We start from the raw sequence: 23,394 nt of genomic DNA, 5'->3' as shown, positions 1-23,394 counted from the left end.
CCCTCCCGTGGGACCGTCTGGGGCGTTAACATCCGCGAGTTCTGGCACTCAGGGAAAGGCGACGATGCTTCCGTTGCGAACGTGGCTGGATCTGTGGTGGGCGAAGATCGCGGACTTTATGGAGCCGGACCAGTCCCTCATCTACCTGCGCTGCGTGCTCACCGCTGTTGATGCTCCGGAGTCGGCGCGCCTGCTCGGCAAGCGCAGTGGTGCGAGCCGGGAAGCCGTTCTGGAACAGATGAGGTCGGGGCCGTACGAGACCTTTTCGGTCAGTCAGTGCGGTGGCCCACGGAAGGACGCATTCGACAAGGCGCTCACCGACCTGGCGGAGATCCAGGACAACACCGGGCAGCCGTGCGTGAGACAGAGTGGAACTGGTGGGCGACCTGCCTGCTGATCGTGTGTCCGAGCGTAGTGGTGCTGGCCATCGGTGGGCCGGTGGCGTTGGCCGGGGCCGTTGCGGCGGCGGGGGTGGCGCTGTTCGTTCTGTTCTGGCGTGGCACCGCGGTGTGGTTCAACGTACGGCAGGCGTTCGTCGCCGCGGCGTGGAAGGGGGCGTGGCTGGCGCAGCGCGTCGAACTGGGGGTGTCTGCCGTGCGTTGGGGCGAGGCCCTTGAGAAGGTCACCCAGCCGCTGGTCGCTCAGGTGGTGCGCCAGTCGCTCGGCGAGGACCCCGACTCGCTTTTCATTCCGGGGGAGTACGAGGGGTTGAGGGCGCTACGGGCGCCGGGCTACTTCGTCGAGAATGAGGTCACACGGCAACTGCGGCGCAAGATCGCACACATCGACTACGGCACCATCGCCGTGTGTGGGCCACGAGGCACGGGCAAGACCAAGTTATTGGAGCAGTGCGTCAAGGACGCGGATTTCGGGGTGCTCGCTCAGGCGCCGGCCACCTACGCCCCGCACGACTTCCTGCTCTCGCTATCCGTGCGGCTGTGTCAGGAGTACATCCGCGACGAGGGCTACGACGTCCCCGAGTTCACGCGGCTATCAAACGTGCGTCGTCGGCTGCGTCGTGTCACCTCGGCGGGAGCGCGTCTGACACGCTGGGGATTCTTCGCCATTCCGGCCACAGCACTCGTGGCTCTCGGACTGTCGGAGTCCGCTCGTTCACTGTATGCGCAGTACGCCGACTCGCTCGCTGATCAGGCGGGCACTCAGAAGGACCTGATCCAGGCCCAGGTGTTGGAGCTCTGGAAACGGCATTCGGTTGCCGCCAGCGTCCTGGCCGTTGTCGCAGGCGTCGCATGGTAGAAGACGCGGCGGACGGCATGGCTGCCCCGCATCCTGGGCGCCTTGTGGCATTTCGGGAGCACCCCCATCGGTGTGGGACTGGCGCTAGTGTCACTCGGGAGCATTGTGCTCGACCGACAGGTGCAACAACAGGTACGGCACCTGAGCTTCGGCACCATGCTGAGTACCCTGTTCCTGATGCTCGCATGGGCCTACTTCCTGAAGTGGCGCGACTCGGGTAGCACCCTTTCGGTTGGCACGTGGCGCGTTTCACCGAACATGATCTTCGGGCCCCTGGCCGCCGCCGCCGCGAGCGCTCTCCTGATATACCTCATCCACAATGCTCAGACCTACTCGATTCTGGCGGATCCCGAGAACCCGCTCCGGCTCGCAGGCATGATCGGCGGAGTCCTCGTGGCCAGGGCGGGCGGCTGGCGCCCGCGGCCGGCGGAACCCGAGCTGGTGACCAGATGCCGCGACCACCTGTACCGCCTCCAGACGATCCAGATGTCCACGAATGCGCTGTCCACCGGCGCCTCACAGGTTCTGACCGTGGGCAGCTCGCACACCACGTCCGTCTCCACCGTCCCGCCCAACTTCCCGGAGCTGGTGGAGGATTTCCGCGACCTGCTCGGGCGGATCGCGGTTGAGCAGAAGTCGAAGGACAGGATCGTCGTGATCGCCATCGATGAAGTCGACCGCCTCGGCTCATCCGCACATGCGCTGGCGTTTCTCAGCGAGATCAAGGCCATTTTGGGAGTCCCACACGTCTACTACCTGATATCGGTGGCAGAGGACGTGGGCGCCGCCTTCGTCCGCCGGGGCCTGCCGCACCGTGATGCCACAGACAGCTCCCTGAGAGATTCCCGGGCCATCCTTACCCAACGCAGCGGTTCCCTGACCGAGCCCTACATACTGCTTGCTCATGTCCTGTCCGGCGGCATACCGCGAGATCTCCTGCGCTACGGGCTCCAGATCCGGGAGATGCAGGAGATGACTCAGTCGTTGGAACTGAGGTACATCTCCCGCCACCTCATCCTCGACGAGCTGGCAGAAACGCTCGCAGGTTTCCGCATCCTCTTGAGCAAGCACCAGTGGACCCGTGACACCAGCGGCATCCTGCATGTCTTCCGCACCCTCGGCGGATACCTGCGTGAACCCTGCGTCTGTGTGGAGAGAGAACTGCGCATCACCCTGGAGAAGTTCGCCTTCTACGGCACCGCCGACCACCCCGGCCCCGTCGCCCAGCACGAATTGGGAGACGATGCTCGACTTTTGATCGAGGAAGCATCCGCGTACGCCTACTTCTCCCTTACTCTCCTTGACATTTTTCAGCTCCGAGGGCCTTAAACGCCGTACCCGGCAGGCAGCCGGCCAAGGGCCGGACGGCGCTCCGGAACGGCTGGCGGAAGCGCGTCAGGAACTCGGTGTCTCTCCCTTCAGTGCCCGCCCGCTAATCGACAGTGTCCGCAAGGCGTGGTCACTGCCCCTGGGACCAGCCACCGTCGGCCACGAGCCGTGGATGGGCAGCAGAAACTGTCCCTTGCACGACGATGACGCATGACACCTCTGTCCGCAGCGCCGCGTTCGAACGCCGCAGTTACGCCTGCCCAAACGGTGGGCACAGCCCGGAAGCGGCGGGCATCCGGCGGCGTCGTGCAGGCGAGCCGGGTCGAGGGCCGTGATGCGGCCGCGGGCCAGGCGGAGCAGGCCGCGGTCGGGAACTCGTGCAGCACGTCGGTGCAGGTCTCGCGAGAGGTGCCGACGAGTGCGGCGAGCCGTTCGGGGTGAGGGCGATCTGCGGGCGGCAAGTGCCCGGCCGATGGACTGTCGGTGCGGGTGGCGAGGGTGGTCAGGGTGGTGGCGACACGGCTCGGTGACAGATGAGATCTTTTGAAGTTGTCTACTTGATGGCGCTGCGTTGCAGAGATGTGCCAGTATCTGCCTCTGAACTGCATCGTTGTGCATTCAAGGCATTCCTCCACGGCGACTCGGGTCTGGCCGTATGGTGGGACTTGGCATGCGGCGGGGGCCCCCGTACCTGGCCCGGTGCGGTTCCGCCTCGACGGGACGTGAGGGGGGGAGAGGGTGCCTGTCCACGGTGGTCGGCGCGCCGTCTTGGTCACGACGGTGCTGGCCCTCGCGGTCTTCGCCGGTGCGCTTTCGCTGCTGAGCTGGAACCGGGCGAACCAGGTGGCCGGGGTCGCCTCCGCGGTGGTCGGCATGGCCGCCCTGGGAGTCGGCGTCTGCGCGCTACTGGCCCCGACCGGGAGCACGTCCGTACAGGTGTCCAGAACCGGGCGTGCCACGGCCACCGGTGGCGGGGACGCCAACACGGGTGCTGTCGCCTCCTCGCCAGCCGGTGAGGTCTCCGTCGAGGAGACCGGTGACGCGCGGGCGGACGGCGGCAGTGCGAACACCGGTTACCGGCGGCAGGAGTAGCGGCGCATCCGATGTTCTTCCTCAGACGTGCTGCGGTGCGCAAGTCGGGTGGATCCTCCGCCGAGGGAGCCGGAGCCTTCGCCAACAGCGGTGTGATGATCGACAGCTCCGTGCAGGTGTTTGCGGGACGCGCCGCTGTCTCAGGGTATCTCCTCAAGGTGGAACAGGCCCTCGCCGCCGCCGACTTCCAGGGGCGTGAGAGCGAACTCGCCCAGCTGGCTGCCTTCAGCGCGCACGATGCCCCCGTAGACCATCCCGGCACCGGCTACTGGCGCTGGGTGGCCCCGGCGTGGGCGGGAAAGTCCGCCCTGCTGGCGCACTTCGTCCTGCACCCTCCACCCGGCGTCGATGTCGTGTCGTTCTTCATCACCTCCCGCATGGCCGGGCAGAACGACGCCGCGGCCTTCTGCGAGGTCGTCCAGCGGCAGGTGTACGCCATGCTGGGCGAGGCAGAACCGCTGACCACCCCCGCCACGCGAGACGAGCAGATGCTGCTCGCGCTGCACCGCGCCGCACAGGGATGCGCGGCGCGCGGCCGACGGCTCGTGCTCGTGGTGGACGGGCTGGACGAGGACCGCGGCGTGACCGCTGGTCCCGACGGCCACAGCATCGCGGCGCTGCTGCCACGCGTCCCCCCGCACGGCATGCGAATCCTCGTCGCCGGCCGTCCGCATCCGCCGATACCGGGGGACGTGCCCGCAGACCACCCCCTGCGCAGCACGCGGATCGACCACCGTCTGGAGCCCTCCCCGCACGCCCGCGCAGCGCGCCGGGACGCGGAGCGGGATCTGGTGCGACTGCGAGACGGCGCCGGACTGGGCTGGGACCTGGCCGCTCTGACCATCGCGGCAGGAGGCGGCCTGAGCGCGCACGACTTCGCTGAGCTGACCGAGAGCCCGGCGCGGCTGGTCGAGCGCGAGCTGTCCGCGGTGAACGGCCGCAGCTTCCGCCAGCGCTTTGGGCACTGGACATCCGCCGGTCCGCACCTCTTTCTCTTCGCACATGACGAGATCCGGCGCGGCGCGGCGGAACTGTTCACGGACCAGGAGCTGGCGACCCACCGCAGCCGTCTGCACCGGTGGGCGGACTCCTACCGGCGCGCGGGGTGGCCGGAGGAAACCCCCGAGTACCTGCTGCGCGGCTACGCCCAACTGCTGCACGAACAGGGGGACACATCTGGGCTGGTGGCGCTGGCCTGCGATACCCGGTGGCAGGAACGGCTGTGGCAGGCGTCCGGGGCGGCTCTGGAGGCGCTCAGCGCGGTGTCAGCCGCGTTCGATCTGGTGCTGGCGGACGGCGGGCGCCGCGGCGATCAGGACGTGTCCGTGGCCCTGCGACTGGCCGCCGCGCGGGACGGGCTGCACGATCGGACGGCGCCTCTCTCCTCCGACCTGATCGCCCTGTGGGCCCGGTGCGGGCACCCCATGCGCGCCGTTCATCTGGCCGAGTCGCAGCGCGACGCGTGGGACCGGGTGGCAGCCCTGAGCGCCATCGCCGGCGCTATGGCCGCCGCCGCACGCCTGGATCAGGCGGCCGCCCTGCTCGACGGAGCGGACAGCACCGAAGCCCGCGACCGCTTCCTGGTGGCGATCGCCAAGGGCCTGGCGGACTCCGGCCGGACCGCCGAGGCCCTGCGGACGGCCCGCCGTATCACCGACCCGGAGCTCAGGGCAGAAGCTCTGGTCGCCGGCATCGGGGCACTGTCCCCGGTGACGAGGAGCGCCGCGGCGGCTCAGGAGACGGCCGGGAACCGGGCAGCCAATGCGGTTCCTTGGGCGCTGGAAGCCGTCGACGCGGTCATGGCAGTGCCCAACACCGTCTCCCGGAGCGCCCTGGGCGCCTCACTGGCCGCCGCGCTCTCCTGGCTCGGCGAGCATCGCCGAGCCCTGGCGCTGGCGGAGCGTGTCGTGGCCAGTTCGGCCGACTCCGGCGACACGGTCCGGCGGGCGCAGTACCTCGCCCTGTTCGCCCGGGGGATGTCCACGGCACCGGGGCTCGCCGCGCAGGCCGCCGAGTTCGCCGTGACGTCGGCCCAGCTGGCAGCGGACGTCAACGACCCCGACGGCGTGAGCTGGCTCTACTCCGAGGTTGCTGCGGGCCTGGAAGCGACTGGGCACCACCAACAGGCGATCGACTTGGGCAGCCGTTTCCTGAACAATCCGGAGGAGAGCCTGGTCGAGATCGGCATCGCGGCCGCGGAAGCCGGTGACCTCGACCGAGCTCTGGAGCTGACTGAGCGGATCACGGAACCCGTCTACCGGGCGCGCGTCCTCAACGCCGCTGGCCGGACGGCGGCGGGGTTCCGTGACGCGGTGCAAACGCTGCGCCTGGCCCGGGACGCCCGCGAGGTCACCGACGAGGTGCCCTACCTCCACTGGCGGGTGGCGCTTTCGGCCGACACCGCCGACTTCCTGCTGCGGGCGGGCCAGAAGGAACGCGCCCACGCCGTGGTCGAGCGGGCGACGAACTTGGCGCAAAGGGATCGAAGGCTCGGGGTAACCACCCTCATCAAGCTGGCCGTCGCAGTTGGCCAGTCCGGGCAGCAGGACGACGCAGCCCGCCTCATACACCGCGCCGAACAGGCCGCCGCCGCGTCCGACGGTTACGCACGCGTCCTCGACCTCGCGGAGATAGCCGAGGGCCTGCACCACACGGGTCGTCCCGCGGAGAGGGACGAGCTTCTGCGCCGCGTACTCCACGAAAGCCGGACCCTGGCAGATCCTGCCGAGCGCGCCGAGGGCCTGCGACGAGTGGCCGAGGCATTCGGCCGCACCGGGAATCCGGACGGAGCAGTAGAGCTGGCTCAGGAGATCCTGAGCCTGGCAGGAACCGCCCACAGCCCCTCCCGCCGACGCTGGGACACGTACGCCGCCGCCGGTGCCCTCCTCGCGGCGGGCGATATCGACGCGGTGCTCAGGCTGGAAGGCAGCCTGCCGAAGGACGCGGTCGACGAGATCCTCACCGGTGTCGTGAAAGGGCTCGTGGACGCCGGTGATCTGGCCGCAGCAGAGCAGATCACCACCAGGCAAGCAGACGAGCGCGCCCTCGGCTACCTCGCGGCGGGCGCCGCAGCCACGGGAGACGTCACCCGCGCCGCCGCGCTGCTGGAGGAGATCAGCACTCCTGTCCTGCGCGAGGCGTCCACGCCGGCCGTCGTCAAGACGCTCTGCCAGGTGGGTGCCCGCGCGGTGGCCCGCGCCCTGGCCGACGCCCTCACCGCGCCCGAGCACCGCGGCAAGGCGCTCGCAGCGATCGCCCAGTCGCTCGGCCCCTGCCCGCAGGGACGCCTCGTGCTGGTCGAGGCACTGTGCTGGGGCCCATGGGAACAGGTGGCTGAGGAGATCACCGGTGTGGCGCCGGAGCACCTGCCCCTCCTGGCGGACCTCGTGCCAGCGGAAGGCTAGGGTCCGCCTTCAAAGATCATCGGGTAGTGGTACATGGTGGGGGTACTCCGTCATAAACTCACCGACCGGCAGTGGAAGTTGCTGGCTCCGCTTGCGCTGGCATAAGCAAGTCCCCCTGTGCCGATGGACCAGCAGCTCGGTGAAGATCAGGTGCAAGAAGCCCGTTGTAACCGGTGCTGATCTGGGCGGTGCCAGCCAAGAAATACCGGTCAGAAGTGGACGAGAGTCCACGCCTTGTCGGCGTGCTCAGTCAAGTTGAGCGTCGGTTCGGCCGAAGTCATCCGCCAGTGATCGAGTCATACCGCTGTTCCGGGACCGATGGGACGGTTGTGCAGTGCCGTCCCCGGCGGAGGTCTGACTCGTGAGATTTTTGACCGAAGTGTCCAGTCACCGACCTGTCGACTGCCGTTGAGGGATGCTGCCTGCCACCGAGCCACAGGGCGTGTCCCCATAGGGGCCTTGCCGACGATCAGGCGCCATCACAGTTCAGACCGCCCGAGCAGCCCGGTGCCATCCACCCTGCACCTCACATAGCGGGAGGCGAACCACCATGACGACCCGACAGCGCAGCACCTCCTCAAGCACGGATCCGCCGGTTCGACGCGAGGTCGTCCTGGGCGTGGACACGCACGGCGAGGTACACGTCGCCGCCGTCATCTCCTCGCTCGGGAAGATCTTAGGCACCGAGTCCTTTCCGGCGACGGCGGCCGGCTACCGGCAACTGCTTGTCTGGGCCCGCAAGCGGGGGACGGTGCGCCGGGCCGGCGTGGAGGGCACCGGTACCTTCGGCGCGAGCCTCGCCCGCTACCTGCTGGCCCAGCACGTCGAGGTGTACGAGGTGAACCGGCCCGACCGGTCTGCCCGCCGGTTGCTCGGCAAGTCGGACCCGCTCGACGCTCAGGCCGCCGCGCGAGCCGTGCTGCGCGGTCGCGCCCGGGCTCGGGCCAAATCCGGCGACGGTCCGGTGCACAGCGCCCGGATCTACAAACTTGCCAAGGACTCCGCGGTCAAGGCCCGCACCCAGGCGATCAACCAGCTCAAGGCCGTCCTGGTCATCGCCGACCCCGCCCTGCGGGAACGAATGTCGAGCCTCGGCAACGCCGAGCTGTTCCGCACCTGCGCGACCCTCAGCCCAGGCGACGGTGGGAACGACCAGGACGCGGTTACCCAGGCCACCCACATGACATTGCGCATGCTCGCCGAACGCATCGAACAGCTCACCGCACAGATCAACGAGCTCAACCAACGCCTGACCCGGCTCGTCGAACACCACGCCCCGCAGCTGCTCGAACCGGTGGGTATCGGCCCGGACAGCGCCGTCACTCTCCTGATCACCATGGGAGACAATCCCGAGCGACTGAACACCGAGGCATCCTTTGCTGCCCTTTGCGGAGTCAGCCCCATCGAGTACTCCTCTGGCCGGCGGCGCACACGTCGGCTCAACTACGGCGGCGACCGGCAGGCGAACGCGGCCCTGCACCGCATTGTCTTCACCCGGCTGCGTCACGACCCGCGCACCCAGGCGTACTACGAACGCCGCACCCAGGAGGGCAAGACCCGCCGTGAGATCATCCGATGCCTCAAGCGATACGCAGCCCGCGAGGTCTTCAACCTGGTCAGACCGGTTTTCCGTACCCCCGCGTTATAGGGGCGTCGGTGATACGGCGAGGCCCCGCCAAGGACCATCCTGGTGGGGCCTGTGCACGGAGCCGTGAGACGACGAAGCCGCACCGGAGCTCTCCGGTGCGGCTTCGTCGTGAGGGCGGCTGCGCTGTCGGGCGCGTGTGGTCGGTTCCTCATGCGGCCTGTCCCGTGTGACGCGTTTGGGGGTGAGCCTACTTTGCGATTGCACTCGCCTATGCGCCTAAGAAGCCGGTTTCGTCAGGTGTTCCGTTGTGCTGAGCTGCGGATGGTGCAGTCGAGGACGAACGCTCGGACGTTCAGGTTCCTACTCTGGTTGAGCTGAGCGGCCTGGGCATCGTAGGTCTCCTTCAGGCCGGCAGGTGTCTGCCTTGCAGCTGGCCGCTTGCGTTCCTTCGCCGTCCACTGGTCGGTGGGGAAGAAGGCGATCAGGTAGATGCCGTTGCGAGTGCCCAGCGCGGCGAGGTAGTCGTCGGCGAGCTGGGTTTGCATGGCGGTTTTGATCTTGTCGTGCCAGTTGCCCTTTACTTCGATAGCGACCTGGGCCACGGACTCTTCCTGCCGCTGTGGTGAGGAGTGAGTCGCCGCAGCGGTGGGCGCCTGCAGGAGCAGGTCGATGCGGTCGCCTGCTCCCTTGATGTTGCGGTACACCTGCACTTCGCGGTTGATGAGAATGCCGCCTTCGACGAGGTCTCGTCGTAAGGCGTAAGCGAGGTAGTCGGACACCAGGTTCTCGTCTTTGGGGAATCGCAGCCGTTGCTTTCCGCTCTGGCCGTTCGGCAGGGTTTCCAGCTCGGTTTCGTTCCACAGAATCGCCGCGGGGAGAGTCCCTTGGGCCAGGTCTTCCTGCATTTTGTTCAGGAGAGCGATGACGACGTCCATCAGATCCGTTCCGTCCCTGACAAGTCGTCGACGTGGGTCGTGGATCAGCTGACTGAGTTCGTCGGGGGTGGGGCGGACCCAGGAACCTTCCCGGTGCGCTTGCACGGCTTTCTGTGCCGCCGCTCGGATAATGCTGGTCTTGGGCCAATCGGCCGCCAACTCTCGTAGGAGACGGATGGCCTCACCGGTGCCCCGCGAGGCGAGGTGGTCGAGTACGACATCAATGTGCGTCTGCGCAGCAGTCGCACCCGGCGGGGACGAGCCAGCCGAGTCCGTCGAGAGGAAGCGGCCCAGGAGGATGCGGGCGATTTCGGCCAGTGCCGGTTCGGACAGTTTGAAGAGCCACGCCTGAGTGCTGTGAGAGCGGGAAAAGGCGCCGGAAACGGCTACGAGCGCGGTGCCGTCGGTACGAAGACGGTGCTCTGCTGTCGGCCAGATTTCTGTGGGTGTCTCCAACAGGAAGACACGCAGATAAGCGGCGTCCAGACGCTCGTCGCGTGCTGGGTTGGGCTCGCTCAGCGGCGCACCGAATCGGTCCCGTACTTGGTGGCAGACACGGGGGCTGCCTTGACGTAGAAGGATGGTGAGGACACGAGCGAGGACATCGTGGCCGCCAGGGCCGATGGCGGGAGCCTTTTCGTGAGCTTGCGCGGTGAGGTCAGTGAGTGTCTGCAGCAACCTGGTCTCCAGCTCCGTTGTCCAGATGTAGGAGGCCAGGTCGAGGACAGGCGAGGTCTCTTCCGCCTCGTACAACGCCCGGACCAGCGTGTCGTAGGTGGTCTCGAGTTGCAGCGCGGCGTGGAGGAGGGCCATTTCCAGCAGCTGGCCGCGCGGGCCGACGTGGCGGGCCGCAGTGCTGGTGAGGGGGAAGGCTAGGAGTGTCGGTGCCCAGGCTTGCCATTGGCCTGAGGGCAGCGTGGCCAGTATCTCGCCGTCGTCGTTGAGGAGTGCTGTGAAGGCAAAGATTGCTGCCCATGGACGGGCGGGAAGGCTGTTGGTGCCGATCCAGCTGCTGTCGGTGGGCAGGCCGTTCGTGACGAACCTGCGTGCTACGGCCAGCAAGCGGTGTTCATAGCCGTCGGCGAGGATGACGGTACCGGGAAGAGACAGCAGATCGGTGAGCAACTCGGTGGCCGCGAACCTGCCTGTGTCCGGATCGCATTGCAGGTTCCAGCACAGGGACACGAAGCTGTCGTGGTCGCCCGACTCCGCCTGTGCGAGAAACTCGCGGGTGGTGGTGATGTACTCGTCGCGGCCCTGCCATGGCTCCGTTCGCGACTGACGTCTTGCCGCCTGGGCCCTGAGCTGGTCAGCGCGAGGGCCGTCGATGGGAATGGCCTCAAGGTCTTGAGCGAACACCTGTGACCAGACTCTGGTGCCTTGAGTGGACCATGCCGTGTCCTGCCCGGCGTCTGTCGTCCTGGCCATGGACCACACGTGCTGCAGCATGGGCCAGGCATGCGGCGCCTTTTCGTCGCTGAGGCTCTGTTCGAATTTTACGAGCCAGGCGAGATCTGTGGCGTCGAGCAGGCTGGTGCGCTGTTCTCGTTCAGGGCCGACGGATGTCTCAAAACGCGAGCGGACGGTCCGTGTGGAATGCGGGTCCCATCCCTCGGCCAGCTGGAAGGCATCCTCTGCGTCTTGGGCGACGTCGATGAGGTGTCGAGTGAGCGTGCGGCGCAGATGGCGAGCGTGCTGGTTGTCAGGGTCGTCCAACGGTGCGCACAGCGGCGCGGGAACGGACAACTGTGGGTACGTCTGCAGGTAGATACGCAGCCACACAGCCACAATGGGAACACGCGCCTCGGCTTCCGGCCCGCTCAGTGCGCGGTCGAGGAGGCCCTGGACCATGGCTGCTTCGTCGGACCAGCCGGCCCACAAGGAATTGGGATTCATGAGATGCGATCCGGCCCAGCCCAGAAATGGCGCGATCTGGTCCTCCGAGAGAGAAGCAGGCAGACGGCGGCAGAAAGAGGTGTAAAGGCTGGGATCGGTTCGTGGCGGCGTCAGGGCTGCGAGGAGTTCATCGAGGGTGAGCCAGGGCTGGCATGTCTGAAGGACAGCGCCGCGCAAGCCGTCGGCGGGATCGTGCTCGGGCTGTTGAGCTAGTTCGGCGAGGATGGGCCTGAGCAGTGGAGCAGCCTCTGTCTGGTCCAGCATGCCAGCACATTGGGCAGCCAGGCGGCGCAGCCGGTGAGGATGCTGGGCATCACAGGCAATGGAAGCTACTGCCTGCAAAAGTTCCCTGACCTCGTTCTCGGCGATCAGGTTGAGGATGAGTTCGAGTTCGTGTGTGATGTGGGGCGCGCGGTTTACGGCTTCGTGAAGAGCCTGCTCCAACTGGCCGGCAAGGCCGGGGTGTCGCAGGGGCGCCATATGCCACCAGGGCAGGCCGTCGCCAGTCGTGTCCTGTCGGGCTTGGCGCAGCAAGCCATCGACGATGAGTTCGGCGCAGTGCGGGTCCTCGATGTAAGAGCTGTAGGAGGCTATGGCCTGCGGGTCGACCTCGATCAGCCAAGGGCCGAGGTCTGGACGCAGGGAGATGAGCCAGGCAGCCAGTTCATGAAGGTCTGTGGGAATGCCAGGCTCGCCGACCTCCCCCCGGTGGACGAGAAGTCCCTGCAGTTGTTCGCGGGGGACTTGGTGGTCGGTGAGGTATTGAGCGGTGAGGTAGGAGGCGATGGAGGCGTGAGCAGGACCAGCGGCTGCAGGGCCGCGGTTGCTGAACAGCGAGCTGTTCAGGACCCCCTCAACGATGGGGCGCTCGATCGTGAACGTGTCACCGGGGGTGCCCTCTCGTGTGCCGAGGAAGGTGTCGATGGCCAGCAGAGCCTGGCCGGGCTCGGTTCGGCGCCTTGTGGTGATGCCCTCGGCGCCGGTGAGCACGCAGTAACAGGCGAGGCGGGCTGCGGTGGCGAACCTCTGGGACTGGCTTCCAGCAAGGTCGTCAGGGGCACGGTCATGGCCTTGGTGCATGACGGCATGCGGGAGGGCGAACGAGTAGAGGCTGGCGCGGCTGGCAGGCAGTGTGCTGTGTTCCAGAAACGTGTCGAGCAACAGGTCCAGAGTCAAAGGGGTACGCGCGAGGGCTTGGGCGCCGGCGTCGGTCACAGCTTCGAGAAAGAGCTTGGGATCCACGCCCTTGGCGGAGGCGGCTGCGACCAAGTCGCTTCGGCGGAGAGGTGCCAGTGTGTAGGTGCGGGCTTCGTCGATATCGAACGCGGCGATCACTGCCTGGCTCAGGACGTCGGTGTAGGCCATGCTGCGGCAAGCGATCAGTACTTGTAGCCGACGGCAGTCATAGGTGGCGGCCAAGTCGGTAAACCAGCCAGCAATTTCTTTGCCGGTGGCCCGGCATTCATCAACGCCGTCCAGGACGAGAAGATGCGCATGCCCTGCCTCGGCATCGGCCGAGCTGGCAGCGGGCGTATGTCCTCTAGGGCCAAGTCGGCTGAGTACCGCATCAGCCTTGCGAGTCAGGTCCTCCCAGGACCGGACCTGGCCGAGATCAACCCGCACTTGTGCATCCCAGCCCCGGCTCGTCGGGGTTGCCTCGAGAACGGTATTCAGCGCGGATGACTTGCCGATGCCAGCTTCCCCGAGCAGCACCGCAGAAGCGGAACAGGCGTCAATCAGCGGCACAACCGACGGAGGCTGGCGATACCAGCTCGACGTGTCCATGAGGAACCCATGGGAGTCGACAGGGAGGTCCTCTCCCACAGGGACGCAGAATCTGTCCAGTCGCATACGGCACCCCTTCAGCCAAGGACACCGAACCTACCGCCGCAGGGCTACGCCTGGCATTCCGCTCATCCAACAACCCGCGCCTGACTCTGGCGGACCAACAGCCGCCTGAGCCGCCTGCACGCAGCGAACGCCGAGTGCAGTCGCCACCCACGCAGCTCAGAGCAGGTGAGTCACAGCCTGCCGACCGGGGGCAACGCGGTGGGGGCCCTATGTCTTTGGTCAAGGTGGTCGGGGCGGTATCGGGTGGGTCTGGCAGTGTAGCTGTCGTGAGTGATGACGTGTCGGGACTGCTGCACCGCATCGTGTTCACCTAGCTGCGCTTCGATGCCCGCAGCCAGGCGTATTACGAACGCCGACCCAGAAGGCGAGACCCGGCGTGAGGTCATCCGATGCCTCAAGCGACATGCCGCCCGACCTGCGCGAGGAGTGTGCGCTTCCTCGCTGCTGGTACGCATTACGAACCGACGGACTCCCATGGCAGGGCGGGCTGCTGGGGAAGTCGACACAGGGTGCGCCGTAGATCGTCGCGGTTGAACTCGATGCCGGCTGTCAGCAGGGTGCGGGTGTGTAGGTCGAGTGCATCGAGGAGGTCGTCGGGGAGGCCGACTGCGATGGGAATCTGCCAGGCGTCCTTGAGGAAGGCGTCGAGTTCCTGCTCTTCAACCCGCAGGTGCACGTGAATCGACCACGGTTCAACCGACTTCATGGGTCCACGGACGGAGCGCCCACGCGCTCCGATGATCCGATTCCCTGCGAGTTGAAGTGCACGCAGTACGGCCATCTCCGAGACTGCGGCGATCAGCATCGCGCGGCTTTCCGTTTCCAAAGTTTGCTCATCCCTTCTTTGCCGCCTCGAGTGTGGGCCGTGCATCAGACTGTGTTGGATTGGCTTTCATGTGGTGAGGACGGCGGTTGCGTTTATCCGGTTACTCCAGTGGCGTTGACCGCTCACCAGAGGCATCTGTGGTCATCGCCCGCGGACTCGTGTGGCACGTTCGCGCTCTTCAGCCTGGTCAAGTAGCTCCTTTTGTTGTGCGCGGCCCGCTGCGGCGACCGCGCGCAGCGCAGGTTCTCGGTCGGCAAGAGCGGTGAAGTAGTCCAGAAGCTGAGAGTGCATTCGCGAGCGATTCCCTGACCAGGAGTCGCACCAGGCGACAGCCGCCGCGATCCTGTCAGCGCTCGCTCCCCGCTCCAACAGGAGGGGACCGATCTGTTCTACGGCCGTGTTGCGCTGCCCGAAGAGGGCGTCGACCAGCTTGTCAGGGCTTACGGCATGTTGGTCGAGCAGGTGCTGGGCCAGCTTGGTGTCCGAGCCGACGAGATGGATGAGGGCGCTGTGGCCGACGCGGGGCAGGCCCATGCAGTGGATGGCCAGACGTAGCCGGTGCGGACGTGGGAGGTAAGCGAGGATGTGATCGCTGTCGTGCGGGAGCGGCGAGGCGTACCAGCCCTGGGCGGTCATGTCCTTCAGCCGCTCGTGGAACCATGATTCGAAGGTGTCGGCGTCATGCTCCGCGAGGTGCGTGAGGACTCTGCCCGCTCGCCACTGGTTGTGCGGGGGTAGGTGATCGATGCGCAGGTCTTTTATCGCGCGGCGCCATGATGTCTGCCATTCTGTCGGCAGGGTGGGGCCGTGTGGTGCTCCGACCGAAAAACTGATCGCTGCGCTCGCGGCGATGGCAGGGACGGTGTGGACGAGCAGGCGTTGCATGACATCGTCCGGCTCGTGGCGAATCAGCGTCTCGAGCAGTGCCGCGTCCTCGGCCCGCATCGAGTCGATCACCAGCTCTCCCGTCTGATCCACCACGCTGCGCGCGACGACGGCGCTGATGACAGTGGGTCGGGAGGCCGCATCGTCGAGGGCCGCGAGCAACACGGACGGCGGCACGGTGTCGGGAGCCGTGGTGAGCCATTGCGTCAGGGCAGTTCCCAACAACAGGGTCTCACCTGATTCGGCGGCTGCCTGGTACCAGGCAGCCGGGTCGTTCATCAGCTCGGCCATGCGGATGGCTGTCAGATGGCCGGTGTAGTCACCGACGACCTGTGCCTGCTCGGCCAGTTCGCTGAATCGGGCCACTCCGGCTCGAGGCCCCAGAGCAGTCAGCTTCTTCGCGAGTGTCTGCGCTTGAGTGAACACTTGCTCGGTGGCTGCCTCGTAGTCATGGGTGAATTCGACGCTTCCCCATTCACAGAAGGACTGAAGATCGGAGTCGACGTCGAATGTCGGCAGCTTCTGGCCAGCTGTTTGAGCCCGGCCCCGGATCCGGGCGAGTTCGCGGTGAGCGCGCATCGCTGCTCCCGGGCTGTTTTGCAGCAACGAGTGGAGTGAAGCAAGAACGCGGCGTCCTCCCTCGACCCCCCACCGCATCTGCTCGGCGGAGGGAGGCTGGCCACGGGGGGCGATGCCCAAGCCGAGCCGGACCCATCCCAGCGCCATGTCGAGCAGGGCGACCAGCGCGACGGGCGGACAGGGGACGCTGTCCTCGCTTTCCGTATCGCAGGTCAGAAGCGGGACTGCCTGCTCCCATAGACCGAGTAGCTTCGAGAGATTCTCTGCGGCGTCCACGCCGTGGGCGAGTGTGACTTTGTTCGGTGCCCCTGGATCCGGCCAGTTCCCTGATACCTCGACGCTGAAAATGCCCGCCAGGGCCTCGGTGGCCACGCTCCATTGCTCGCCCGAGGCGCGATGGCGGCGCATCCAGTCGAGCACCGCCCGCAGCAGACGGGCGCGGATCTCAAGGGACGTACCGAAGTCGGGGTCGATCACGCCGGCCAGATCGCTGAGCACGCGCAGCGGGTGATCCGGAGTGGAGTTCCGACGCCGCCTGTCTCCCACCGCCAGGGCCAGCAGTCCTCCGATCGCTTCCGGCAGCAAGAACTGACGTGCGCTCTGAATGAGTTGGCGGGTAGCTGCATCACCGAGAGGGTCAACGAGCATCCCATACAGCTCTTCGGGTTCGCGAGGAGTGGCCAGCACGGCCAGAGCCCCGTTCACCGCGAACTGGGCCGCCCGGGTGTCCAATCGGGCATACTGCGCCACGACGGCGAAGGTGCCGACGTCCCAAGACGTGGGCGCCGAGAGCGAGTGGATCCACTTCTCTGCTTGAGCCCGTGCCTGCGAGGAAGGGGATACCTCGGCTGCGGACATCACCGCGGAGGCAAGGTTAAGCGCGTGGTCGGGGAAGGCATCGACCAGCGTGGCCCACGGCCGCCGCACCGGACTGGTGAAGAACCAGCGCGCTACCAGCGGCGCGCACAGGGCCGGCTGCAGACGCCAAACGTCTTCCACCGACTCCACCAGGCCATTGTGTGCAAGACCCTCCACCATGCCAGACAACTCAGCGGGAGCCACTCCGACCAGGGGCGCGAGGGCGTACAGCATTTCCGGCGATACGCCACCCAGGACGGCCACACAGGCCAGCGCATCCAGCACCGTGTGTGATGTTGTTGCCTCACTCAGGTACCGCTCGACGTGCGCTACGTGCGCTCTGCCGCTGAAGACGTCCCCGCCCTGCCCACTGGCCAGCAGCTCGCACAGCGTCACCGCCCACCCCGGCCGCCCGTCCGCTTGGTCGAGTACTACAGCCCGGGACCGATGACCGGTGACACCCGCCGAGGTGACCAGCGTGTTCATCTCCGTCCGTTCGAGAGGGCCCACGTTGATGACCAGCGCCCCGGGCAGCCAGCCAACCACCTCAGCGAGCCGATCCGGCCAGGTCGTTACCACTGCGGAAAACAAAAGACCGGTCTGTCGACGGGTGTGTCGCAGGACACGCACCGCATCAGGATGAGCATGAGCATCGTCCACGACCACTGCTCTCGGCAGCACCAGAAGCAGGTCGTCATGAAGGTGAGCCAGCGAAGCGGGCTCTACGTAGACCACCTGATCTCCGAGCTGACCGGTGAGCCGAGTTTTGCCCACCCCCGGAACTCCAACGAGCACCACATCCTGGCAGGCATCCACCGCAGCCGACAGGGCTACAACCTCGCTCGCTCTGCCCACCAGAGGCGGTGGGCTCGCCACCAGAGGTGCCTCCAAAGGCTCGTCGAGCAAGGCGCCGAGTCGGCCCTCGATACCCAACAGACTCCGCCGCCATGCCGCATCACGCACCAACTGGTGAACGAACCACTCCTGGGCGTACACGTGGGCTGGAGGTAGCCCTCGGTCCGAGCACAGTTTGTCCAGAGCCCTCCGGGTGCGAGCGTCGACGGGGCGCGAGCTGGCTACAACAACCAGGTCGACCTGCAAGCCCTCCTCCTGCATCCGATTCAGGCCGTTGCGCACGTTGGCGATCGGATCACCAGTGGTGACCATAAGGCGCCCCCGCGCCTGAGGATCATTGCTGTCGGAAGGAAAGTAGATGTCTGCGTCACGGCCGAAGTCATGACCGCCCTCGACCGCCGACAACCCCGGATACCGGGACTGCAACAGGGCACAAGCGCACCGTTCGAACTCTGCTGGATGGACAGATTCGTTGAGAGCCTGCCGCACACGAGCCGGAAGATTCACAACCCACATGCTACGCACCGTGTGCGTTCTACGGTTGTGGAAAGCCGCTCAGCCAGACGGCTCGCCGTCTGCTGGGAAAGCCGGACCCGCTCGACGCACGGGTCGCCGCGCTGGCCGTACTCCGCGGTCGTGCCCGGGCCCGGGCCAAGTCCGGCGACGGCCTGCTACCGGATGCTTCTCTTGACTTCGGTGACGATGGTCCCAGGGTTGCATTGTCCTTCGGCCGTGCGGCCGGCGCTCTGGCTGAACTCTCTCCAGACACGCGGGTGCTCGGCGGTCACGGGCTGCCGTTCACCGGTCATGCCCTGGACCAGGCAGTGGCCGCTGCGCTCGAGGTGGTGCTCGAGCCACTCTCTGGACGCGAGGAGACTGTAGGCCCTGCCGCTCGGGCGGTCCCATGTCAGGTACTGCACCTGCAGTTGCCCGTCGGTGTCGTACCAGAAGGGGCGGTCCGGGTCGCGCCGCAGCTTGCTGTCTCTCAGGAGTGGGTCACTGAGCAGCGTCACGGAGACGGATGCGTCGAGGGAGCAGTCCAGGCTCTGACCATACCAGTTGTAGGTTTGGTCAGTCGGAATAGCGGTGACGGGTTCCCCATCGGGGTCTGTGGCGAACACCATCCGGCCTCGCGGCTGTGCGGCGAGGGTGCGCTCCAGCCAGTCGTCCTCGTCATCTTCCATCGGACCGTCCGCCCACTGCTCTGCGAGCTCCAGGAGCAGCTCTTCCCGGCGCTTCGCCCTGCGCTCCCGCCAGATGGCGATGGCGACGCTCCTCTCCGATGCCGGTGGCCCAGGGGCTGGCTCCGGAGAGGAGAGATCGTCGTCCTCTGGGACAGGGGAGTCGTCCTCACCGTGATCGGGTTCGTCGTACTGAAAGCTACTCACATGCCTGGACTCGGGTTCCGGATCGGTCCAGGGACTGGGGACGGTGGGGAAGTCGGCCAGGAGAAGGCTGTGGCGATCGGGCCCTTCGGGCATCAGCCGGTTTGTGAACGAACGTCCCTTAAGCCATGTGAGCAGGCTGGCGAGTTGGGGGGCAGGCACGAGCCAGCTGTGGATGCGGTGCCATTGCTCCGCCTGGCCACGGGTGACGTTCCATCCTCGGCCGTCGTGGTCGTCCATGGCCTGTTCGTAAAGGACGATCCACTGCCTGCCGTCGCTGTCGGTGCGGATGCCCAGTTCGTCGAGGTCGGGCAGGTTGTCCGGACGGCTTATCCATTCGTCGACGCCCTCGTCGTCGGGCAGGTCGGGGACAGGTGGTGCCAGCGGGTGTGCGGGGTCGGCGGTTGGGAAGGTGGCGTGGTCGGCTTCGTCTGGACTGTTGTCGTCGTCGGTGTCGGAGAAGGGGTGTCGGGCCGGAGGAAGGGAGGGGTCGATGTCGAGCAGCGACAGTCGTGCCGCTCCCGGGTATTCGGCGGCGTCGTGCTCGGTCTGCCGGTGGGGGTGCCGGTGGTTCGCCAGGCGTTCCACGAGCTCGTGGAGGGCCATCCACTGGTACTTCTTGCCGACCCGTTCGCCCTTGTGTGACTGGCGGGAGCCAGAGTGGCGGGAACGCATGTTGTCGAATTCGGCGAACAGTTCAGGCGTCCAGCCCAGGTCAGCGACGCGGGCGAGGACCCAGCGTGCGGCCCACTCGGCGTCGACGTGGGCAGCGGCGAGGCGTTCGTCGTCGGCCGGGGGCACGCGGCAGGCCCGCAGCAGCGCGTACTGGTCCGGGTCGAGGACGTCCCTTGCCTTCCTCCCGGTGAGGAGTTGTTCAACGGCAGCCAGTGTGCTCAAGGCGGGCCGGACGGACTCCGGAAGGCTTTGCGCGAAGGCCGGAATACGAGCGGGGTCGACTACGACAGGATCGTCGGCGCGCTGCCACGCCGGCCGACGGGGATAGTCGGTCGACAGCGGCAGCAAACTGAAGTGCCTTACGGCCGGCCGGACCTGGTAGTCCGCAAAGTCTCCCAGGGGTGAAAGGGACGAGCGGAGCGATCCCCACAGCGACTTGTTCTGCTCCCGCCGCGGGAAGAGCACGTCGAGGTCTTCCTCCGTAGGAGCCTGCCCGATCGGAGGGCAGGCGTGTGGATGCCTGACCGCGTTTGCTTCCTCGCCGGTGACGGCTCCAGCACGGTGCGCCAAGGTCACAACGCGTGTAGCCGCTTCGCACAGCAGCCCGTTCCGTGAGGCGTGCGCGGGCGAATCGACCCCGCCGTAGGAGTACGTGAGGAGCCGCCGAGCGACTGTCCCGAGGAGGTCGTGCTTGCCGTCGTCCTCGCTGCGACGGGCCAGGACTCCATAAGCAACCCACACCAGACGCTCGAAGAGGTAGGGATCATCGATCTTCTCCGCGTCCTCGTGGAGGAATCTGTCCAGGAGGGAGACGAGAACGTCTCCGTGCCCCAGGAGCAGTTGCACCAGGGCCTTGGTGGCCCGGTCGCGCAGGAACCGGTTGGAGGACGTGAGGGTCCACACCAGTGTCGTGGCGGCCAGCCGGACGACTTCCTCGTGGTCGGCTCCGGCCGTCTGCACCGGTCGGCGGGTCCGGTCCCCGAGCCGAGGCCGGGCCGTGAGGGATGCAGGGTGGAGATGGCGCGGGGTGGGGTACTGCTCGGCCCAGCGCAGCAGCCGGTGCAGTGCCGTGACGTCCCACAGCAAGGAGTAGGTCTCTACGCCCCACCACGCGTCGCGCTCGGGCCGCGGTTTTCGTAGCAGCACCCGGTGGAGACGGTCGGCGTTCAGCAGGTGCCCCGGCTCGGCGGTGACCGCTACCGCCGCCTCTAGCACGTCGGAATTGCGTCCGTGGCGTGCGGCGGTCTCGTTGAGGAGTTCGATGGTGCGTTCGTTGACGCTGCTTGTGCTGCGCAGTGAAAGCGTTTCCAGGAAGCTGCGGGCCAGTCGGTAGCCTCGTGCATCCGCGCGTCTGCCGGGGCCAGCTGTGTCCTCTGCGGATGTGGGAGCGTCGGTCAGCAGGTCGATGAGTTCCGTCCCGGTTTGTTCGGGCAGGAGAATCGACGCTGCTTCCTGGTAGTTCGGGGCAGCCTGCCTCAGCCAGCTTCGCAGCGCGGAATCGGCGGTCAGTGGGTGTCCTTCGCGTAGCGCGTCGATCTCGTCCTGGTGGGCAGCGAAGACCGACCGTACAACGCGGTCGTCGCCGAACGCCTGGTAGGGGAAACCGATACCGGTTGCCTGGTCGGCCTTGTAGGTCCGCTCGTTGGACACCAGGCCCTGGGCGAGGAGCTGCCCGAGCATCGTGTCCGGCCACGACGTGGCCGCCGGTGCGTACGCGTCGACAAGAGCGCGGGCTTCATCACGTGGCAGCACGGAGCGCCGCGCGGCGGCCATGCGCGCCGCCAGGGCGTCCACCGCACGGTGCACGGGCCGCTCCAGGGGGTCGAGTCCGAGCCGGGAGCAGATGGTCTCCGCACGGTGGTCGACATAGGCGTCGAACACCGCGCTCCGGACACGCGGATGGCCGCCCGAGCCGCCACGCTCCAGGCTCTTGCTCAGACTGTCCGCGTACAGCTTTACGAACAAGGGGTTGGTGAAGACTGAGGCCAGCAGGGGAGTGTTGGGGGGAACCGCCGCCACATCCCGCAGGTAGCTCTCCAGCCCCTCCATCTCCCGTCCTGCAAAGCCGGAGTGCACGGAGACTGGCACATCGAAGCGATCAGGCACGACGATCGACTTGAAGGTCGAGCGGCAGGACACCAACAAAGCGATGTGCTGGTACCCGGCCAGACGCACCTGCAGCGCGAGCAGTTCGCTCTTCCAGTTCCCGGCGTCGTCGGAGTCATTGAGCGCATCGATGATCAACAGGAAGCGGCAACCGCTTGCCGCGCCAGCGGCGTCCATCGCCTGGAGGAAGTCCCGCTCGGCAAGCGGCCCCAGGCCACGCTTCTGCGCGACCTCACTCAGCGTGTTGTGCCCGGTGAGCTCCTGCCCGAACACCACCAGCGCCGGACGGCCCTCGTCTACGGCCCGCCGCGCGGCGTCGACCAGCAAGTGCGTCTTGCCCTGCCCTGCCTCCCCCAGGAGCAGCCAGGTCTTCTTCTCCGCTGTCTGGGCAGCGGGACTCCGCAACAAGCCGTCCAAGCGCTCGCAGGCGTCGAAGGCACGAGCCAGAGCGCGCTCGCACAACCATTGCACGCTCTGCACCGCGGTCACCGGAGCGTTTGCGCCCCGTCCGGCCGCAGGTATGGCGTCGTCGCTTTCACGCTCTTCCTCGGTGAACCGGTCAGCCAGGTCCTTGAACTCACCCAGCCGCTCCAGCATGTCCTCCACCACAGCAGAACTCTGCTCGGCGGGGAAACCGGACGTTGCGGATGCAGCGGACAGGTCGTGGACCAAGGTGTGGGCGCCTTCCCGCAACGCGGGCGTCCACGCGTGCACCCACCGCGCCAGCGCCTGATGGTCGGGGCTGCTGGCCGGCGTGGGATAGCTGTCGTACCAGCGTGTCATCTCGGAAAGGAGGGTCACGATAGCGGCCTGCAGATCCCGGGATCGCTGGACGCCCTGCCTCAAGAACTCCTGCGGCAGGGCACACGCATCCGCCACACGCGCAAGGGGCAACGTCACATGATGCTCGGGTGTGTACCGCGCCTCGGCCAGACGCTCAGCAAGCGTGACCTGTTCCCTGAACCACTCGCTGCCCAGCGCCCGCCGTTCGAAGAAGAACCACTGACGCCCCTCATTTCCAGGCCGGGTCAACCGCTCCAGCAGCTCACCGCCACCGACGTAGCGGATGTCCACGTCGGCAAGACCGGGCAAGTCCTTCTTCCACCGGGCGACGTTGCTGTTCCACCGCTCCCTCGCACCGGTACGCGCCTTCCCGCGCGGGGTGACAGGGGTGGGGTCGGAGAGGTCGAAGGGAGCGAGGAACTCAAGCCGGACAATCTTCCGGTTCGCGACGTTCTCGCCGACCGTCTTGGCGCTCTTCTTCGCCTGAGGGATGAGATCGTCGATGTTGTGGACGAACTTGACCTGGTATCCGTGCGCAGCACTGCCGTCGGGCGCCTGGTCATACCATTCGACGCCGCCGTCCGGAGCAGCAGTCTTGATCGTCTCCCAGCCCGGAGGCGCCGGCGTCCGGAGCTGGAAGCAGAGCTCCTCGAACGCGCGATGCTGGCTGCCGTCCCACTCCCGGATGCTCTGCCAGCTGTGTGCCCTGCTGTCGTTCGATGCCACTGCCGTCCTCTGACCGTCCCGCCGCCCCACTATGCGCGTGTCGGATCCCAGCGTAGAGGGCTGCGCTGACACACCAAGTTTTCCTGGGTCGATGGACCGGATCAGGCGTAGGAATTCCGTTGTAGCCGGTGCTGACCCGAGCGCTGCCGGCCATGACGGTCAGGAGTGGACGGTAGTCAACGCCTTGTCAGCGCGCTCAGTCAGTTGAGCATCGGTTCGGTCGAAGTCATCCGGCAGTGATCGAGTCATGCCGCTGTACTGGGATCGATGGGACGGTTGTGCAGTGCCGTCCCAGGCGGAGGTCTGACTCATGAGATCTATGACCGAAGTGTCCAGTCACAGACCTGTCGACTGTCGTCGCGGG

At 66.8% G+C, this 23,394-nt stretch carries 10 protein-coding genes; 6 read left to right on the top strand and 4 right to left on the bottom strand.

Features of this window, described 5'->3' with window-relative positions; translation table 11 throughout:
- The first annotated feature begins 64 nt into the window (after nucleotides 1-64).
- The 6 genes from ACIRGB_RS19425 (at nucleotide 65) to ACIRGB_RS19400 (ending at nucleotide 8,730) form a co-directional block, all read left to right on the top strand.
- The gene (locus ACIRGB_RS19425; RefSeq protein WP_403866166.1) at nucleotides 65-397 is read left to right on the top strand and encodes a hypothetical protein; all 333 of its coding nucleotides are present in this window, start codon (nucleotides 65-67) and stop codon (nucleotides 395-397) included.
- Nucleotides 355-1,257 carry a hypothetical protein gene (locus ACIRGB_RS19420; protein ID WP_403866163.1) on the top strand — a complete coding sequence of 301 codons (903 nt, stop codon included), beginning with the start codon at nucleotides 355-357 and terminating at the stop codon, nucleotides 1,255-1,257. Before ACIRGB_RS19425 ends, ACIRGB_RS19420 begins: the two co-directional genes overlap by 43 nt.
- A 105-nt stretch (nucleotides 1,258-1,362) precedes the next feature.
- Complete coding sequence (locus ACIRGB_RS19415) at nucleotides 1,363-2,586, top strand: hypothetical protein (protein ID WP_403866160.1); 1,224 nt, start codon at nucleotides 1,363-1,365, stop codon at nucleotides 2,584-2,586.
- A 768-nt stretch (nucleotides 2,587-3,354) separates the two neighbouring features.
- Complete coding sequence (locus tag ACIRGB_RS19410; RefSeq protein ID WP_403866157.1) at nucleotides 3,355-3,678, top strand: hypothetical protein; 324 nt, start codon at nucleotides 3,355-3,357, stop codon at nucleotides 3,676-3,678.
- Nucleotides 3,679-3,689: 11 nt separating this feature from the next.
- Nucleotides 3,690-7,082, top strand: coding sequence for a hypothetical protein (locus ACIRGB_RS19405; protein WP_403866154.1), 3,393 nt, complete (start codon nucleotides 3,690-3,692; stop codon nucleotides 7,080-7,082).
- Nucleotides 7,083-7,632: 550 nt separating this feature from the next.
- Nucleotides 7,633-8,730: an IS110 family transposase gene (locus tag ACIRGB_RS19400; RefSeq protein WP_403866151.1), complete on the top strand. Its 1,098-nt coding sequence runs from the start codon at nucleotides 7,633-7,635 to the stop codon at nucleotides 8,728-8,730.
- Nucleotides 8,731-8,963: 233 nt separating this feature from the next.
- Here the strand turns inward: ACIRGB_RS19400 and ACIRGB_RS19395 are convergent, their stop codons facing one another.
- The 4 genes from ACIRGB_RS19395 to ACIRGB_RS19380 form a co-directional block, all read right to left on the bottom strand.
- A complete protein-coding gene (locus tag ACIRGB_RS19395; protein WP_403866148.1) occupies nucleotides 8,964-13,286 on the bottom strand; it encodes an NACHT domain-containing protein in 4,323 nt (1,440 codons plus the stop codon).
- 520 nt (nucleotides 13,287-13,806) lie between these two features.
- On the bottom strand, nucleotides 13,807-14,178 hold the full coding sequence (locus ACIRGB_RS19390) for a hypothetical protein (protein ID WP_403866145.1): 372 nt from the start codon (nucleotides 14,176-14,178) through the stop codon (nucleotides 13,807-13,809).
- A gap of 141 nt (nucleotides 14,179-14,319) precedes the next feature.
- Nucleotides 14,320-17,862, bottom strand: coding sequence for a hypothetical protein (locus ACIRGB_RS19385; RefSeq protein WP_403866142.1), 3,543 nt, complete (start codon nucleotides 17,860-17,862; stop codon nucleotides 14,320-14,322).
- Between the two features lie 164 nt (nucleotides 17,863-18,026).
- Nucleotides 18,027-23,030 (bottom strand): hypothetical protein, encoded by a 5,004-nt coding sequence (locus tag ACIRGB_RS19380; protein ID WP_403866139.1) that lies wholly within the window; start codon nucleotides 23,028-23,030, stop codon nucleotides 18,027-18,029.
- Between the last annotated feature and the right edge of the window lie 364 nt (nucleotides 23,031-23,394).

The organism is Streptomyces sp. NPDC102490, from assembly GCF_044765285.1.
In the GTDB taxonomy this organism is placed as follows: Bacteria; Actinomycetota; Actinomycetes; order Streptomycetales; family Streptomycetaceae; genus Streptomyces.
This window is presented reverse-complemented; position numbering and strand designations above follow the sequence as displayed.